We start from the raw sequence: 16,054 nt of genomic DNA on the forward strand, positions 1-16,054 counted from the left end.
AAGGAAGGGGTGGGTGGGGGGGAGGGGTCCTGACCTTCTGCTCCCCTTGTGCTTTCCACCCCCCTCCCCCCCCCGACGCCGGGCTACGAAGTCCGCCCAAACCCGGTTCAGTCGAAAGGATGCCGCAGGATAATCGTCTCGACCCGATCCGGGCCCGTGGAGATGATGTCGATGGGCGCGCCGACCACGGCCTCGATGCGGGCGATATAGTCCCGCGCGGCCTGCGGCAGATCGTCGAGGCTGCGGGCACCGAGGGTGCTTTCCTGCCAGCCGGGCACCGTCTCGTAGACCGGGACCAGGCCCGCGTAGTCGTCGGAATCGATGGGGCTCGGCACCGGGTTGCCTTCGGCGTCGGCGTAGCCGACGCAGAGCTGGATCGACTCCAGCCCGTCGAGCACGTCGAGCTTGGTCAGGCAGAGCCCGCTCACCGAGTTGATCGCCACGGCGTTGCGCAGGGCCACGGCATCGAACCAGCCGCAGCGCCGCGGGCGGCCCGTGGTGGCGCCGAACTCATGGCCACGGGCGGCGAGGTGAGCGCCGGTGTCATCGAAGAGCTCCGTCGGGAACGGCCCCGAGCCGACGCGGGTCGTGTAGGCCTTGGTAATGCCGAGCACGTAGTCGAGGTACAGGGGCCCGACGCCGGAGCCGGTCGCCGTGCCGCCGGCGGTGGTGTTCGAACTGGTGACGAAGGGATAGGTGCCGTGGTCGATGTCGAGCAGCGAACCCTGCGCCCCCTCGAAGAGAATCGGCGCACCCTTGCGGCGCAGCTCGTGGAGCAGCGCGGTAACGTCGGCCATCATCGGCAGCAGCTCCTCGCCCTGGGCGAGGGCTGCATCCGCCACCGCGTTCACGTCCAGCGGCGCCACGTGGTAGAAGTGCTCCAGCTGGAAATTATGGTACTCGAGCACCTCCTCCAGGCGGCGCCGGAACCGCTCCGGCTGCGCGAGGTCGCCGAGGCGCAGGCCGCGGCGGGCAACCTTGTCCTCGTAGGCCGGGCCGATGCCGCGGCCGGTGGTGCCGATCTTGGCATCACCGCGGCGCAGCTCGCGCGCCTTGTCGAGTTCCACGTGGTAGGGAAGGATCAGCGGGCAGGCCGGAGACAGGCGCAGGCGCTCGCGCACCGGCACGTCGCGTTCCTCGAGCTCGCGCAGCTCCGTGAGCAGCGCGTCCGGCGCGAGCACCACGCCGTTACCGATGAGGCACTGCACGTCCGCGCGCAGCACGCCGGAGGGAATCAGGTGCAGCACCGTCTTCTGGCCATCGCAGACCAGCGTGTGGCCCGCGTTGTGCCCGCCCTGGAAGCGGACAACGGCATCGGCCCGGTCCGTAAGCAGGTCGACGATCTTGCCCTTGCCCTCGTCACCCCACTGGGTGCCGAGGACGACGATGTTCTTTCTCATGGTTCCTGTCTCGTTTTGCCGCGGCGCGGACGCACCGCCCAGCTGCCGCCACTGGCGGCCAGTTCCCGGTCACAGCGCGGGTCCGTTTCGCCGGCGAGGGACACGATCACCACCTCGCCGGCGGCGCGCAGCTCATTGATGGCCGCCAGCAGCGCGGGGTCATCCCCGGCCGGCGCGGCGACGGCACCGGCGGGCTCTCCGCCGTTACCCGTGCGCGCCGCCTGCAGCTGCACCAGGGTCTTGAGGTCCGTGGCAAAGCCGGTGGCCGGCCGGGCGCGGCCGTAGGCCCGGCCGACGTTGTCGTAGCGCCCGCCGTTGGCCACGGCCTCGCCGTGGCCGGGCAGGTAGGCGGCGAACACGATGCCCGTGTGGTAGTGGTAGCCGCGCAGCTCCGCGAGGTCGAAGTAGACATCGACACCGGGGTGGTGGGCGGTGACCTGTGCCGCCACCGCGCGCAGCGTTTCCAGTGCATCGCCCACCGCCGGCGCCAGCGGCGCCAGCTCGGCCGCCGCGCGGTCGAGGACCGTGGCATCGCCATGCAGGCCGGAAAGCGCCAGCAGCGCGTCCCGGGCCCGGGCGTCGGCGTCAGCCAGGACGGCTTCCAGGTCCGGGCGGGACTTGCGCTGCAGCGCGTCGAAAACGGCCGCCTCCACCACCGGCGGCAGCGCCAGCTGAGCCAGCAGCGCACCGCAGACATCGCCGTGGCCGAGGTCGAGGGTCACCGCCCCGTCGAGGCCGGCAGCGCCCAGCGTCGCCAGCATCAGGTTGATGATTTCCACATCGGCGGCCAGGGTAGCGGCCCCGAAGAGCTCCGCCCCGGCCTGCACCGGTGCGCGGGAGGCGAGCGGCGTCTTCTGGCGGGCGTGCAGTGTGGAGCCGGCGTAGCAGAGGCGGCTGACACCGTCGTCGGCCAGCGCATGGGCGTCGATACGCGCGACCTGCGGCGTGATATCGGCGCGGATGCCGAGGGTGCGGCCGCTGGGCTGGTCCGGGACCTTGAAGGTGAGGATGTCGAGGTCGGCGCCCACGCCCTCGAGGAGGGACTCGGTGAACTCCACCAGTGGCGGCACCACGAGGCGATAGCCCCAGCTCGCGTAGAGATCGAGCACCCGGCGACGCAGGGCTTCCAGCCGCGCCGCGCGCGCCGGCAGGAGTTCATCGACGCCGTCGGGCAGCTGCCAGCGATCTACCGTATCCATGGTCTGTTTCACGGTACCAGCTCAGTTCACCAGGTAGAGAAGGCCCAGGCCCACGAGCATACTGCCGAGGCCGAAGCGGCGGATCGTCCTGTCATCCAGCTGCGCCACGAGCACGACCATGCGCCGCCAGCGCGCCGGCGACAGGAACGGCAGAACGCCCTCGAGCACCAGCACGAGGGCCACCGCGACCGGGAAGACCTGCCAGAAATCCATAGGGCTCCGTCAAGGGCCGCCATCAGCGGCCACCGGTTGGGGGCCAACAAAAAACCGCGGGACCCGCGCGAGCTGCCGCTGCGCCGATCCTCACGGTTGCTGCATGGTACCACAGGGCGCGGCCCTGTCGCCGCGGGCCGGGCCGGGTCGACCGGCGGCGCGTCAGTTGGTGGCGCCGGCGTCCTTCAGGTAGCGGAAGAACTCGCTGTCCGGCTGCAGGAGCATGATGTCACCCTGCGACTGGAAGGCTTCGCCGTAGGCCCGGAGGCTGCGGGTGAAGCTGTAGAACTCCGGATCCTGGCCGAAGGCGTTGGCATAGATCGCGGTAGCGCGGGCATCCCCCTCACCGCGGATCTCTTCCGACTCGCGGAAGGCGTTGGCCTCGATCACCGTCACCTCGCGGTCCGCGGCGGCGCGAATACCCTCGGCGAGCTCCTTGCCCTGGGCGCGGTGCTCGCGGGCTTCCTTCTCCCGCTCCGCATTCATGCGCCGATAGACAGACTCGGAGACATCCGGCGGCAGGTCGATCTGCTTGACGCGCACGTCAATGACCTCGACGCCGAGCTCCGTCCGGGCTACCTGGTCAAGGTCCCGGGTGATGATCTCCATGAGCTCGTCGCGCTCCCCGGAAACCACCTCCTGGATGGTGCGGGCGGCGACCTGGTTGCGCAGGCCGTCGTTGATGCGCTGCGCCAGCAGGCCGGAGGCCCGGGACTCTTCACCGTTGGTCGCGGTGTAGAACTTGGCCGTGTCATCGACGCGGTACTTGGCGTAGGAGTCGACGATCAGCGCCTTCTGCTCCTGGGTGAAGAAGCGCTCAGGCTGCGAGTCCACGGTGAGAACCCGGCCGTCGAACTTGCGCACGTTGTTCACGAAAGGAATCTTCACGTGCAGGCCCGGCTTCAGGTCGGCAGTGACCACTTCACCGAAGCGCAGCATCACACCGCGCTCCGTTTCCTTGATGATGAACAGTGAATTGCTGGCGATGAACAGTGCGACGACCGCCAGCAGCGTCAGCGTTAGGTTGCGTCCAGACATCTTAGCGTCCTCCTCCGCGACGGTTCTGCTGCGCGGCGGCATCGCGGCGCAGCTGCTCGGTCACCGCATCGGTGAGCTCCCGGATCGTGGCGCTGTCCAGGGAGATCTCCCGGCCCCGCGGCGTGCTGGCGGCGCGCTCGGCCATCTTGTCGAGCGGCAGGTACATGACATTATTGCCGCCCTCGACGTCGACCATCACCTTGTTGGTCTTGCCGAGAACGCCCTGCATGGCGTCGATGTAGAGGCGCTCGCGCGTGACCTCCGGCGCCTTGCGGTACTCCGCGAGGAGCTGGCGGAAGCGCTCCGCCTCACCCTCGGCGCGGGCGACCACCTGGTCGCGGTAGGCCGAGGCCTCCTCGATCATGCGCTGGGCGCGGCCGCGGGCCTCGGGGACGATGCCGTTGGCATAGGACTGGGCCTCGTTCTTGACCCGCTCCTCATCCTCGCGCGCCTTGATCACGTCGTCGAAGGCCGCCTGCACCTGGCTCGGCGGCTTCGACTCATCGACGTTGACCTTGCTGATGCGGATGCCGGTGCCGTAGGCGCTGGTGTAGGCCTGCAGCCGCTCGCGCATGTCCTGGGCGATCTGGGCCCGGCCCTCGGTGAGCACGAGGTCCATGGTCATACCGCCGACCACGTGGCGCAGGGCACTCTGTGCGGCCTGCTCGAGGGAATTCTCCGGGGCCCGGACCTCGAGCACGTAGCTCTTCACGTCGTCGACCACATACTGCACGGAGGTGCGCACCTCGACGATGTTCTCGTCCTGGGTGAGCATCACCTCGCGGAAGCTCTTCGAGCGCACCTTGGTCGTATTGACCTTGATGACCTCGTCGATGAGCGGCGGGTTCCAGTGCAGACCCGGCATGGCCGTGCTCTGGTAGCTGCCGAAGCGCAGCACCACGGCCCGCTCCTGCTCATCGACCTGGTAGAAGCCCATCAGGGCCCAGACGACGAAGAGGCCCGCGGCCAGCAGCCCGAGCATGGCGCCGGAGAGGCTGCCGCCCCCGCCACCACCGCCGGATCCACCGCGGCGCCCGCCGAACAGGCCACCGAGGCGCTGCTGCAGCTTGCGCAGGGCCTCATCGAGGTCCGGCGGCCCCTGGTCGCCGCCGCCCCACGGGTCGTTCGGTTTGTTGCCGCCACCCGGCTCGTTCCAGGCCATAGCCATCTCCTGATCGTTAAAGCGAATCATTCTAGCAAAAAGGGAGGGTGCCCCATTACTGCCCGGCACCGCAATTACCCGGCGCTACCTCCTGCCGGCACCGGCTCAGGGCGCGCCCTCACTCGCCACCAGCCTTTCCCAGTCCGCCCGCGGCAGGCGCACGGAGACGTGGGCGGCGCCATCGCTGGCGTAATGCTCGTCGCGCACGGCACCGAGACGGTAGAGCGCCGCGCGGAAGCGCCCCTGCTCCGGGGCGAGCACCAGCTCGCGGGCTACCATGTCGTCGCCCACCAGCTCGCCGATGGCAGCGAGCAGCGCGTCGAGGCCGCTGCCGTCCCGCGCGCTCACCCAGGCGCGGACGGGGCGGCCCTGGTCATCGCGGTCAATGCGCGGCGCGGTCTCCAGCAGGTCGATCTTGTTGTACACCTCGAGCTGCGGCACGTCCTCGGCGCCGATCTCCCGCAGCACCTCGCGCACCTGCAGCGCGTGCTCGGCACGGTCTTCGCTCGCCGCGTCGACCACGTGCAGGAGCAGGTCGGCGTTGCGCGTTTCCTCCAGGGTGGCCTTGAAGGCCTCCACGAGCCGGTGCGGCAGGTGGGAAATGAAGCCGACGGTGTCGGCGAGGATCACCGGGCCCGCTTCGGGCAGCTCCAGCCGGCGCAGCGTCGGGTCCAGGGTCGCGAAGAGCTGGTCCGCCGCGTAGACACCGGCGGTGGTCAGCCCGTTGAACAGCGTCGACTTGCCGGCGTTGGTGTAACCCACGAGCGCCACCGTCGGCACCTCCGCGCGGCGGCGCGAGCGGCGCCCCTGCTCGCGCTGGCGCCGCACCTTCTCGAGGCGGGCAACGATGGACTTGATGCGCGCGCGCAGCAGCCGCCGGTCCGTCTCCAGCTGCGTCTCACCCGGGCCGCGCAGGCCGATACCGCCCTTCTGCCGCTCCAGGTGGGTCCAGCCGCGGACCAGCCGCGTGCTCACGTGCCGCAGCTGCGCCAGCTCCACCTGCAGCTTGCCCTCGTGGGTGCGGGCGCGCTGGGCGAAGATGTCGAGAATGAGACCCGTGCGATCGAGTACCCGGCACTTCAGTGCGCGCTCGAGGTTGCGCTCCTGGCTCGGGCTGAGCGTGTGGTTGAAGATCACTACCCGGGCGTCGTGCTCGCGCACGGCCGCGGCGATCTCCTCCAGCTTGCCGGCGCCGACGAAGGTGCCGGGATGCGGGGCATCGCGCCGGCCCATGATGTAGGCCACCGGGTCACCGCCCGCCGAGAGCACGAGCTCCTCGAACTCCCGGGGGTCGTCGGCCTCGCGCTCGCGCCCCATTTCCATGTGCACGAGCACAGCGACCTCGCCGGAGGCAGGCCGGTCAAAGAACAATGGGGCGTTCCCTCATCGTGCGCCGGCGGGGGCCGGCGCCGCGTTCACTCCTGACCGTTGCCATTGTCCTCGGGGGGATTCTGCATGGGCATGCGCACCACGCGCCCGGGAACCACCGTCGAGATGGCGTGCTTGTAGACCATCTGGCTCACGGTGTTCTTGAGCAGGACGACGAACTGGTCGAAGGACTCGATCTGGCCCTGCAGCTTGATGCCGTTGACCAGGTAGATTGATACCGGTACCCGTTCCTTGCGCAGGATATTCAGGTAAGGGTCTTGTAGCGTGTGCCCTTTTGACATGACGCTTCTCTCCATTTCATGGGCTCCGCAGGGAGCCGGCTGTGTGGGCCCCAACCGGGCCAAAAAAAACCGAAGGGGCCGCGCTGCGCACCCGCCCTTGCGAGCGCCCCGCGAGGCCCCGGGGACCCGTGTGACTGCCGGTAACAGCAAACGTTCCCGCGTTCGATTCTACTATATGGGGTGATACGCGAGATAGTTCAAGAGCAGATCGGCCGGATTGCCGGTGGCCGGCAGGCGGGGCTCCGGCAGCGTGTGCTCCACCACCCGGCCACCGGCGTCCGTGAGCAGCCAGTAAAGGCCCGGCCACTTGCGCAGCCAGGTGAGCTGCCGCTTGGCCAGCTGCCGGGTGGCGGCGATGGCGCGCTCGCGGGCCGTGGCGAGCGCCGTCTCCCCCGCGAGGTGAGCCCAGAGCTGCCGGTAGCCGACACTGCGCAACGCCGGCAGCGCCGGGTCGAGGTCGCCCCGGGCGCGGAGTGCCGCCACCTCCTCCAGGAAACCCGCCGCGAGCATGGCATCGAAGCGCGCCGCGATCCGCGCATGCAGCACCGCCCGGTCTGCCGGGCAGAGTGCCACCTGCAGTACCCGGTAGCCGGCGGCCAGCGGCTCGCCGGCGGTGCCGTGCCAGGCCGACAGGGACCGGCCGCTGGCGCGGTAGACCTCGAGGGCCCGCGCCAGGCGCCGGGAGTGGTTGGGGTGGATGCGCGCCGCGCTCACCGGGTCCACCGCCGCCAGTTCCCCGTGCAGCGCGGGCCAGCCGCGTTCCGCCGCCTCGGCGGCGATGGCGTCGCGCACCGCCGGGTCCGCCGGCGGCATCGGCGACAGCCCCTCGAGGAAGGCGCGGAAGTAGAGCATCGTGCCCCCGACCAGCACCGGCACCCGGCCGCGGGCAGCGATCGCCGGCAGCAATGCCGCGAGATTCTCCAGGAACGCGGCGGCGGAATAGGGCTCGGCCGGGTCGCGGAGGTCCAGAAGGTGGTGCGGGGTTGCCGGGCGCGCCGCGCCGATATCCAGCCCCCGGTAGACCAGGGTGGAATCGACGCTCACCAGCTCCCCGGGCAGGGCGTCGACCACCGCCTCGGCGAGGGCCGTCTTGCCCGACGCCGTGGGCCCGAGGATGCACAGCACCGGGGGCTTTTCGGACATGGAGCTACCGACCGCGCAGGAACAGGCGATCGAGCTCCGCCAGGGTGAGCCGGGTCCAGGTCGGGCGGCCGTGGTTGCACTGCCCGGAGCGCTCCGTCGCCTCCATGTCCCGGAGCAGCGCGTTCATCTCCGGGATCGTCAGCCGCCGATTGGCCCGAACGGAACCGTGACAGGCCATGGTGGACAGAAGCTCGTCCTCACGGGCCGCGATGCGCTCGGAGCTGCCGTGCTCACCGAGGTCCGCGAGCACATCGCGCAGGAGCTGCGGCACATCGGCGTCACGCAGGCTCACCGGCACCTCGCGCACCAGCAGCGATTCCTCACCGGCCCGCTCCACGGTGAAACCGAGGCTGGCGAACCAGTCCCCGTGCGTCTCGGCCAGCGCCGCTTCCCGGGCGCTCACGGCCACGGCCTCGGGCACCAGCAGCGGCTGGCTGCGGATGCCCTCGCTGTCTCTGGCGCGCTTGAGCCGCTCGTAGGTGATGCGCTCGTGGGCGGCGTGCATGTCGACCAGCACCAGCCCCTCGGCGTTCTCGGCGAGCACGTACACACCCTTGAGCTGGGCGATGGCGTAACCGAGGGGCGGAACGTCGTCGTCCCGGGCTTCGGCGACTGCCTCTCCCGCGCCATAGAGACGGCCGTAGCTCTCGAACGCGGCCGCCGGGGCCGGACCGCGGTCGGCGAGGGGCGGCGGCACCCGGGAGCCGGGCGCGGGCCCGGCCGGCGCCGCCGCGCCGGCAAGGCCGAGGCCGCCCTGCGACGGGGCCGGCGCCGGCTCCCCGGCCAGTTCCGCCGCGGCCAGTGCTGCCGGTCCGTCCCCGGGGCGCAGCTCCGCCAGTGCCCGGTGCAGCGTGCCGAAAATGAGGCTGTGCACGGCGCGTGACTCGCGGAAACGCACCTCGTGCTTCGTCGGATGCACGTTCACGTCAACCTGCGCCGGATCCACCTCCAGGTACAGGAGGTACGCCGGATGGCGGCCGTGGTAGAGCACGTCCCGGTAGGCCTGGCGCACGGCGTGGGCCACGACCTTGTCGCGGACGATGCGTCCATTGACGAAGAAGTACTGCAGGTCCGCCTGGCTGCGGGAGAAGGTGGGCAGGCCGATCCAGCCTGCGAGACGCAGGCCCGGCGCCTCCCGCGAGAGCGGCAGGGACTGCTCGAGGAACGCGGGACCACAGACCGCGGCTACGCGTCTGCCCTGCTCCGCCTCTGTGCCCGCGGGCCGCAGGCGCTGTATGGAGCGGCCGTTGTGGCGCAGCTCGAAGGCCACGTCGAAGCGGGCGAGGGCGAGGCGCTTGACCACCTCCTCGAGATGGCCGAACTCGGTCTTGTCCGTACGCAGGAACTTGCGCCGGGCCGGCGTGTTGAAGAACAGGTCGCGCACCTCGACGGTCGTGCCGCGCGGGTGGGGCGCCGGGGTCACGGTGACGGCCTGGTCCCGGCCCTCGCTGGCGGCCCGGTGGCCGGGGCCCTCGCCGGAATCGTTGCTGGTGATGCTGAGCCGCGAGACGGAGCCGATACTCGCCAGGGCCTCGCCGCGGAAGCCGAGGGTGCGCACGGCCTCGAGGTCATCGAGGCTGTCGATCTTGCTGGTGGCGTGCCGGGCAAGGGCCAGGGGCAGATCATCGGCGCTGATGCCGCAGCCATTGTCGCGGATGCGGATGAGCCGCGAGCCGGCGCCCTCGATCTCGATCTCGAGCCGGTCCGCGCCGGCATCGAGGGCGTTCTCGAGCAGTTCCTTGACCACCGAGGCCGGCCGCTCGACGACCTCCCCGGCGGCAATCTGGTTCGCCAGCCGCGGCGACAGGCGATGAATCAGTCCCACGCGGCGTCTCCCCCCTCGTCCCTTGCCACTGCCATCAGCTGCCGGGAATCTTCAGGGTGTTGCCGACCATGATGCGGTCGCCGCGCAGGCCGTTGTAACTCTTCAGGTCCGCCACCGAGACATTGAAACGCTGGGCGATGCCGGAGAGCGTATCCCCGCGGGCGATCGTGTACTGGCGGCCGATGCCATTCTCCTTGTGCCACGCCAGCAGCGTGCCCGGCGGCGGGTGGTCCCGCCACCAGCGGCGCAGGCCGCGGAAGATCGCCGCCGCCATCTGCCGGCGATAGCTGGCGGTGGCGAGTTTGCGCGCCTCGGCGGGGTTCGAGATGAACCCTGTCTCGACGAGGATCGACGGGATGTCCGGCGACTTCAGTACGGCGAAGGCCGCCTGTTCCACCTGGCGCTTGTGCAGCCGGGCCACGCTGTCCATCTCGCCGAGCACGCTCGCGCCCATGTTCAGGCTCGCGTCGAGCGTCGAAGTCATGGACAGGTCCGCGAGCACCTCGGCGAGCATCTCGTCCTTGTCGGCAAGTCGCACACCGCCGATAAGGTCGGCGGCGTTCTCCTTCTCGGCAAGATAGCGGGCGGTGGTGCTGGTCGCGCCGCGGGTGGACAGGGCATAAACAGACGCGCCGTTGGCCTCCTGGCGGGTGAAGGCGTCGGCGTGGATCGAGACGAACAGGTCGGCCTGGCGCTTGCGCGCGAGGTCCCTGCGGCCGCGGAGGCTGACGTAGTAATCACCGCTGCGTACCAGCACAGGGCTGAAGCCGGGCTCGCGCTCGAAGTGGCCGTGCAGCTCCCGGGCGATGGCGAGCACCACATCCTTCTCGCGCAGGCGCCCCGGGCCGAGGGCCCCCGGGTCCTCGCCGCCATGGCCCGCGTCGATGGCCACAACCACGTCGCGGCGGCTGTCCGAGCGCGCAACCTTGCGCGGCGTATCCGCCGCCGGGACCTCGTCGTAGAGGTCGAGGACGACCCGGTCACCGGCCTGCGCGTTGGCGCGGAGGGCAAAGCTGCGCGGCGTGACCATCGCCCGCATGTCGAAGACCAGGCGCAGGTCGTCGCCCTCGCGCACACCGGCGCGCACCCGCTCGATCGGCGTATCCGCCAGCGGCAACCCGTCGACACCGGCCCGCAGCACCGCGTCCGTGACATCGAGCACGACCCGGCGCGGGCTGTCCAGGACAATGACCCGGTGTTCGGCCGGGGCGTCGAGGTCGAGCACGATCCGCGTGTGGTCCGGGGCGCGCCAGAGGCGGACGTCCTGCACCGTCGCGGCACCGGCCGCGGCTGCGGCCAGGAGCGCGGTGGCGAATGCGGCAAGCAGGGCTACGAGGTAGCCGGCGGCAGCGGCGCCGTCGGCAGGGAAATGGACCACGGCACAGCGGCGGCCGAAGCGCTGGCGGTGCTCAGCCGTCATCGATTGCTGCAAGCACATCTCCTGCTACCGGGGTTGCCGCCTCCAGCGTGACCCTGCGGCCATCGCCTCGCGCCGCCATGGTAATCGCTAAGTCAGCGACGGGCAAAAAGCCGCCGCCGCGCTCCGGCCACTCCACCAGGCACAGGCAATCCCCCGCGAGATAGTCGCGAAAACCCAGCAGCTCGAGTTCTTCCGGGTCACCCAGGCGGTAGAGGTCGAAGTGGTAGACGGGAATGCGGGTGTGCTCATAGGGTTCGACCAGCGTATAGGTCGGGCTCTTCACCGCGCCGCGGTGGCCAAGGCCCTGGACGATACCCCGGGACAGGGTCGTCTTGCCCGCGCCGAGATCGCCGCTCAGCGTGATCAGCAGCCCCGGCACCAGCACCCGCGCGAGCCGCTCCCCGAGGGCGACCGTCGCCGCCTCGTCGGGCAGCGTCAGGGCGAGCGCACCCATCAGCCGAGCAGGCGCCGGAGCGGCACAAACAGGTCCGAGGGGAGGAGGCCGCGCTGGCCATCCGCGGCGGCGAGGTCAGCGGCGGCCGCGTGCGCCGAGACGGCAAGGCGGGCAGCGTGGCCCGGCGACAGGCCCTGGGCCAGGAGGCCGCCGGTGAGCCCGGCGAGCACATCGCCCATGCCCCCCGTGGCCATGCCCGGGTTGCCGGCGGCGCAGAGGCCGGCGCTCCCGTCCCCGGCCACCACCAGGCTGCCGTTGCCCTTGAGCACGACCGTCGCGGCATAGCGCCCGGCAAGCGCTCGCGCACTGGCGAAGCGATCCGCCTGCACCGCCCTGCTGTCGCTGCCGAGGAGCCGGCCGGCCTCCCCGGGGTGTGGCGTGAGCACGGCGGGCGCGGGCCAGGGCGCATCGCCGGCGGCAAGGAGCGCTAGGCCGTCGGCATCGATCACCGCCGGCAGCCCGGCGGCCCGCGCGCGGGCGAACAGCTGCTCGCTCCAGGGGCCGCGGCCGAGGCCCGGGCCCAGCACCAGCAGGTCACTAGCCGCGAGCAGCGGCTCGAGCTCGTGCACATCCGGCACTGCGCGCACCATCGCCTCCGGCAGCCGGGCCAGGAAAGCCGGCACATGCTCGCCGCGGGTCGCCACACGCACGAGGCCCGAACCTGCCCGCAGCGCCGCCTCGGCGGCGAGCAGCGCGGCGCCCCCCATGCCGTGATCGCCGCCGATCACCAGGACGTTGCCAAAATGCCCCTTGTGCGCCTGCGGCGGCCGCGGGGCGAGGGCCTCGCGCTCCACCGCCAGGGACAGGAGTTCCCACGCCTCGGCACCCGGCACGGCGGCGAAGCTTTCCGCCGGCACCGCAAGGTCGTCGAAATCCAGGTCGCCGGCCAGGGCAGGGCCGTCCGCGGTATAGAGGCCGCGCTTGCGGCCGATGAAGGTCACGGTCGCCGTCGCCCGTACCGCCGTGCCGAGGACCCGCCCCGTGTCGGCGCAGAGCCCGGAGGGAATGTCCACCGCCAGTACCGGCAGGCCGCTCTCGTTGATGGCGTCGATGACGCTGGCGGCATCGGGGCGAACGGGGCCACCGAGGCCCGTTCCGAGGAGGGCATCGACGATGACGGCGCCGGAGCCCGCCGGCAGGCAACCCGCCGTCCAGGGCTCTGCGGCAACCCCCTCGTCCAGGGCGTGCCGCCGCGCCGCGGCGGCGTCCCCGCTCAGCCGGCCGGGATCCCCGACGGTGAAGACAGTCACCGGCAGGCCGCGCTTGTGGGCGAGGGCCGCCACCAGGTAGCCGTCCCCGCCGTTGTTGCCGCCACCACAGACCACGGCGATGGCCGCGGGCGCCGGCCAGCGCCGGCACAGGCGCGCGAAGGCCGCCTCCGCCGCGCGGGCCATGAGCGTCATACCGCGCAGCCCACCGTGCTCGATGGCGGCCGCATCGAGCGCCCGCGTCTGCGTAGCGCTGTACAGTAAGGTTGCCGCTTCCGGCATGGGTCCTCCGCTTGCGTGCATCGCCCACGGCGGGCGTCACTTTCCGGCAGTTCTGTTTCTGGCAGAATGATACCGTACCCCGAAGGGCTGTTCGCACGCAGCAGGCGCACCCGTGACCACCACCATCACCAGCGACAACCCGGCCGCGCTGACCGAACGCATCCGCGGCTGGGCCCGTGAGCTCGGCTTCCAGCAGCTGGGCATCAGCGACGTGGATCTCACGGCGCACGAAGGCTACCTGCAGAAGTGGCTGGACGCCGGCTACCACGGCGGCATGGACTTCATGGCCGCCCACGGGACACGGCGCAGCCGCCCCGAGGAACTGGTGCCCGGCACCTGCCGGGTACTCTCGGTGCGCATGGACTACCTGCCACCCGGGGACGACCCGGACGCCACCCTGGCCGACGGCGAACGCGCCTACATCGCCCGCTATGCCCTCGGCCGCGACTACCACAAGGTCCTGCGCCGGCGCCTGGCGAGGCTCGCAAAGCGCATCGAGGACGAGGCCGGCGGCGGCCGCTACCGGGCCTTCGTCGACTCCGCACCGGTGCTGGAGCGGGCCATCGCCGAGAAGGCGGGCCTCGGCTGGATTGCCAAGAACACCATGCTCATCAATGAACAGGCGGGATCGTGGTTCTTTCTCGGCGAGATCTACACGGACCTGCCCCTGCCCGCGGATGCGCCCCGGACACAGAAGCACTGCGGCAGCTGCCGCGCCTGCCTCGACATCTGCCCCACGAACGCCTTCCCCGGCCCCTTCGAGCTCGATGCCCGGCGCTGTATCTCCTATCTCACGATCGAGCACAAGGGCGCCATCGAGGAAGCCCTTCGCCCGCTCATGGGCAACCGGGTCTTCGGCTGCGACGACTGCCAGCTCGTCTGCCCCTGGAACAAGTTCGCCCGGCCCACGGCGGAGGCTGACTTCCGGCCGCGGCACGGGCTCGATGCGCCGGCGCTGGCGGAACTGTTCGCCTGGGACGAGGCCACCTTCCTGGAGCGCACCGCGGGCTCGCCGATCCGGCGCGTGGGCCACGAGCGCTGGCTGCGCAACCTCGCCGTCGGCCTCGGCAATGCACCCACTTCACCGACGGTCGTCAGCGCCCTGCAGGCGCGGCGCGACCACCCTTCGCCGCTGGTGCGGGAGCATGTCGAGTGGGCGCTGGGACGGCACGGCGCCCGGTAGCGAGACGCCCGGCGGAATCTGCACTGCGGAATGTGCACTGCGGAAAGCGCGGCGGGCAACCACCGCGCCGGAGGCCATGCCGGGTCAGTCGCGGCGGGCGGTCAGGCGCCGTCGATGAGCAGGAAGTTGTCACGGTAGTAGCGCAGTTCCGCGATCGAATCGCGGATGTCGTCGAGGGCGAGGTGGGCGCCCTTCTTGGTGACGGCGGCGGCGATGTCCGGTCGCCAGCGCTGGACGAGGATTTTCAGCGCGGAAACGTCGAGGTTGCGGTAGTGGAAGAAGCGCTCCAGCGCCGGCATGTGCCGGGCCATGAAGCGCCGGTCCTGGCAGATCGAATTGCCGCACATGGGCGAGGCGCCCTCGGGCACCCACTCTCCCAGGAAGTCGATGGTCTGCTCCGCGGCCGCGCTCTCGTCGATGACACTGGCGCGGACCCGGTCCACCAGCCCGGAGCGCGTATGGTGGGTGGTGTTCCACTCGTCCATGGCCGCGAGCACCGCCTCGTCCTGGTGGATGGCGAGCACCGGCCCCTCCGCAAGGGTGTTCAGGTCACTGTCGGTGACGATCGTGGCGATCTCGATCACCCGGTCCCGGTCCGGGTCCAGCCCGGTCATCTCCATGTCCACCCACACCAGGTGGCTCGCATCGCGCATGGTGCTCTCCCCCGCTATCGTGTTACGAGTGTAGCTACCCCGCAGAAAGAAAAAAGGGCTATCGATCGGTTGCAGGGCCAGTCCGTGGTTGTTCGCATCGTTCCGGGGCGCGTTCGGGAGACTTCTCTCAGTCGCTCCCCGAGGCGCGCTCGACACGCTCCCGCGGCACCTCGATAATCCCGGCGATGACCAAGCGCAGACTGACCCGCCAGCAGGCCTGGCGCATCGAGAAGATCCAGGCCGAGCGCGCCCGGCGGGCGCAGCGTCGCGAAGAGGCCGCCGGCGAGGAGAGCGGCCTGGGGCCCGAGACCGAGGGCGTGGTCATCGCGCACTACGGCACCCAGCTCGAGGTCGAGGCCGCCGCAGACCCGGGCCGCGGCCTGCGCTGTCACCGGCGCGCCAACCTCGAGGGGCTGGTCACCGGTGACCGGGTCGTGTTCCGCGCCGGCGAACCCACGGGGGTGGTCGTCGCGCGGCTGCCGCGGCGGTCCCTGCTGTCCCGCCCGGATGCGCGCGGCGTGCCGCGCCCGGTGGCCGCGAACATCGACCAGGTCGCCGTCGTCATCGCGCCGGAGCCGGCACCGCATGCGAACCTCATCGACCGCTACCTGGTGGCCACGGAGGCCATGGGTGCCGACGCGCTGCTGGTCGTGAACAAGGCAGACCTGCTCGCGGACGCGGAAGCGGCCGCAGCCATGGCGGCCCTGCTCGCCCCCTACGACGCGCTCGGGTACCGGGTAATCGAGACCAGCCGGGCAACGGCGTCTGTCACCCTGGGGGCGGCGCTATCCGGCCACACCAGCGTGCTCGTCGGCCAGTCGGGGGTCGGCAAGACCTCCCTCGTGAATGCGCTGCTGCCCGGCCTGGACCGGCGCACCGGCGACCTCTCGGGCCCCGGCCGCAAGGGCAGGCATACCACCACCACCGCGGAGCTGCACCACCTGGCGGCGGGCGGCGACCTGATCGATTCACCGGGCATCCGCGAGTTCGGCCTGGACCACCTGCCGCGGGACGAGGTCGCCGCGGGCTTCCGTGAGTTCCGGCCCTTCCTCGGTCACTGCCGCTTCCGCGACTGCCGCCACCGGAACGAGCCCGGCTGTGCACTGCTCGAGGCGGTTGAAGCGGGGGCGGTAAGCAGCGAGCGTCTCGCGAGCTACCGGCACATCGTCGACGAGGATTAGGCGGCGCGCCGCTGGTCCCGCGC

The 16,054-nt window shown here is 71.0% G+C and carries 15 protein-coding genes; 2 read left to right on the forward strand and 13 right to left on the reverse strand.

Features of this window, described 5'->3' with window-relative positions; all coding sequences use genetic code 11:
- Positions 1-107: 107 nt before the first annotated feature.
- The 12 genes from ACX93N_RS14770 to ACX93N_RS14825 all read right to left on the reverse strand — a co-directional run bounded on the left by ACX93N_RS14770 (position 108) and on the right by ACX93N_RS14825 (position 13,014).
- Positions 108-1,400, reverse strand: a complete 1,293-nt coding sequence (locus ACX93N_RS14770; protein ID WP_459429211.1) for an adenylosuccinate synthase — start codon at positions 1,398-1,400, stop codon at positions 108-110.
- Positions 1,397-2,599 (reverse strand): ATP phosphoribosyltransferase regulatory subunit, encoded by a 1,203-nt coding sequence (locus ACX93N_RS14775; protein ID WP_459429212.1) that lies wholly within the window; start codon positions 2,597-2,599, stop codon positions 1,397-1,399. The genes ACX93N_RS14770 and ACX93N_RS14775 overlap by 4 nt, the downstream gene beginning before the upstream one ends.
- A 21-nt stretch (positions 2,600-2,620) precedes the next feature.
- Positions 2,621-2,812 (reverse strand): DUF2065 domain-containing protein, encoded by a 192-nt coding sequence (locus tag ACX93N_RS14780; protein WP_459429213.1) that lies wholly within the window; start codon positions 2,810-2,812, stop codon positions 2,621-2,623.
- Between the two features lie 162 nt (positions 2,813-2,974).
- Positions 2,975-3,850: a protease modulator HflC gene (hflC, locus tag ACX93N_RS14785; protein ID WP_459429214.1), complete on the reverse strand. Its 876-nt coding sequence runs from the start codon at positions 3,848-3,850 to the stop codon at positions 2,975-2,977.
- A 1-nt stretch (position 3,851) separates the two neighbouring features.
- Positions 3,852-5,012, reverse strand: coding sequence for an FtsH protease activity modulator HflK (gene hflK / locus ACX93N_RS14790; protein ID WP_459429215.1), 1,161 nt, complete (start codon positions 5,010-5,012; stop codon positions 3,852-3,854).
- A gap of 105 nt (positions 5,013-5,117) precedes the next feature.
- Positions 5,118-6,383: a ribosome rescue GTPase HflX gene (gene hflX, locus ACX93N_RS14795; protein ID WP_459429216.1), complete on the reverse strand. Its 1,266-nt coding sequence runs from the start codon at positions 6,381-6,383 to the stop codon at positions 5,118-5,120.
- A 44-nt stretch (positions 6,384-6,427) separates the two neighbouring features.
- The gene (gene hfq, locus ACX93N_RS14800; RefSeq protein ID WP_459429217.1) at positions 6,428-6,682 is read right to left on the reverse strand and encodes an RNA chaperone Hfq; all 255 of its coding nucleotides are present in this window, start codon (positions 6,680-6,682) and stop codon (positions 6,428-6,430) included.
- Positions 6,683-6,853: 171 nt separating this feature from the next.
- Complete coding sequence (miaA, locus tag ACX93N_RS14805) at positions 6,854-7,825, reverse strand: tRNA (adenosine(37)-N6)-dimethylallyltransferase MiaA (RefSeq protein ID WP_459429218.1); 972 nt, start codon at positions 7,823-7,825, stop codon at positions 6,854-6,856.
- Between the two features lie 4 nt (positions 7,826-7,829).
- Positions 7,830-9,650, reverse strand: a complete 1,821-nt coding sequence (gene mutL, locus ACX93N_RS14810) for a DNA mismatch repair endonuclease MutL (protein WP_459429219.1) — start codon at positions 9,648-9,650, stop codon at positions 7,830-7,832.
- A 34-nt stretch (positions 9,651-9,684) separates the two neighbouring features.
- Positions 9,685-11,082, reverse strand: a complete 1,398-nt coding sequence (locus tag ACX93N_RS14815; RefSeq protein ID WP_459429220.1) for an N-acetylmuramoyl-L-alanine amidase — start codon at positions 11,080-11,082, stop codon at positions 9,685-9,687.
- Positions 11,060-11,524 carry a tRNA (adenosine(37)-N6)-threonylcarbamoyltransferase complex ATPase subunit type 1 TsaE gene (gene tsaE, locus ACX93N_RS14820; protein ID WP_459429221.1) on the reverse strand — a complete coding sequence of 155 codons (465 nt, stop codon included), beginning with the start codon at positions 11,522-11,524 and terminating at the stop codon, positions 11,060-11,062. The genes ACX93N_RS14815 and tsaE overlap by 23 nt, the downstream gene beginning before the upstream one ends.
- On the reverse strand, positions 11,524-13,014 hold the full coding sequence (locus ACX93N_RS14825; RefSeq protein ID WP_459429222.1) for an NAD(P)H-hydrate dehydratase: 1,491 nt from the start codon (positions 13,012-13,014) through the stop codon (positions 11,524-11,526). The genes tsaE and ACX93N_RS14825 overlap by 1 nt, the downstream gene beginning before the upstream one ends.
- Before the next feature lie 112 nt (positions 13,015-13,126).
- Between ACX93N_RS14825 and queG the strand changes: the two genes are divergently transcribed.
- Positions 13,127-14,197, forward strand: coding sequence for a tRNA epoxyqueuosine(34) reductase QueG (queG, locus tag ACX93N_RS14830; protein WP_459429223.1), 1,071 nt, complete (start codon positions 13,127-13,129; stop codon positions 14,195-14,197).
- 101 nt (positions 14,198-14,298) lie between these two features.
- On the opposite strand, the gene orn is transcribed toward queG, so the two are convergent.
- Complete coding sequence (orn, locus tag ACX93N_RS14835; RefSeq protein ID WP_459429224.1) at positions 14,299-14,850, reverse strand: oligoribonuclease; 552 nt, start codon at positions 14,848-14,850, stop codon at positions 14,299-14,301.
- A gap of 185 nt (positions 14,851-15,035) precedes the next feature.
- Here orn and rsgA point away from each other — a divergent pair, with 185 nt between their 5' ends.
- Positions 15,036-16,031 carry a small ribosomal subunit biogenesis GTPase RsgA gene (rsgA, locus tag ACX93N_RS14840; protein ID WP_459429225.1) on the forward strand — a complete coding sequence of 332 codons (996 nt, stop codon included), beginning with the start codon at positions 15,036-15,038 and terminating at the stop codon, positions 16,029-16,031.
- Positions 16,032-16,054 lie beyond the last annotated feature (23 nt).

It is taken from the genome of Pseudohaliea sp. (assembly GCF_054552115.1).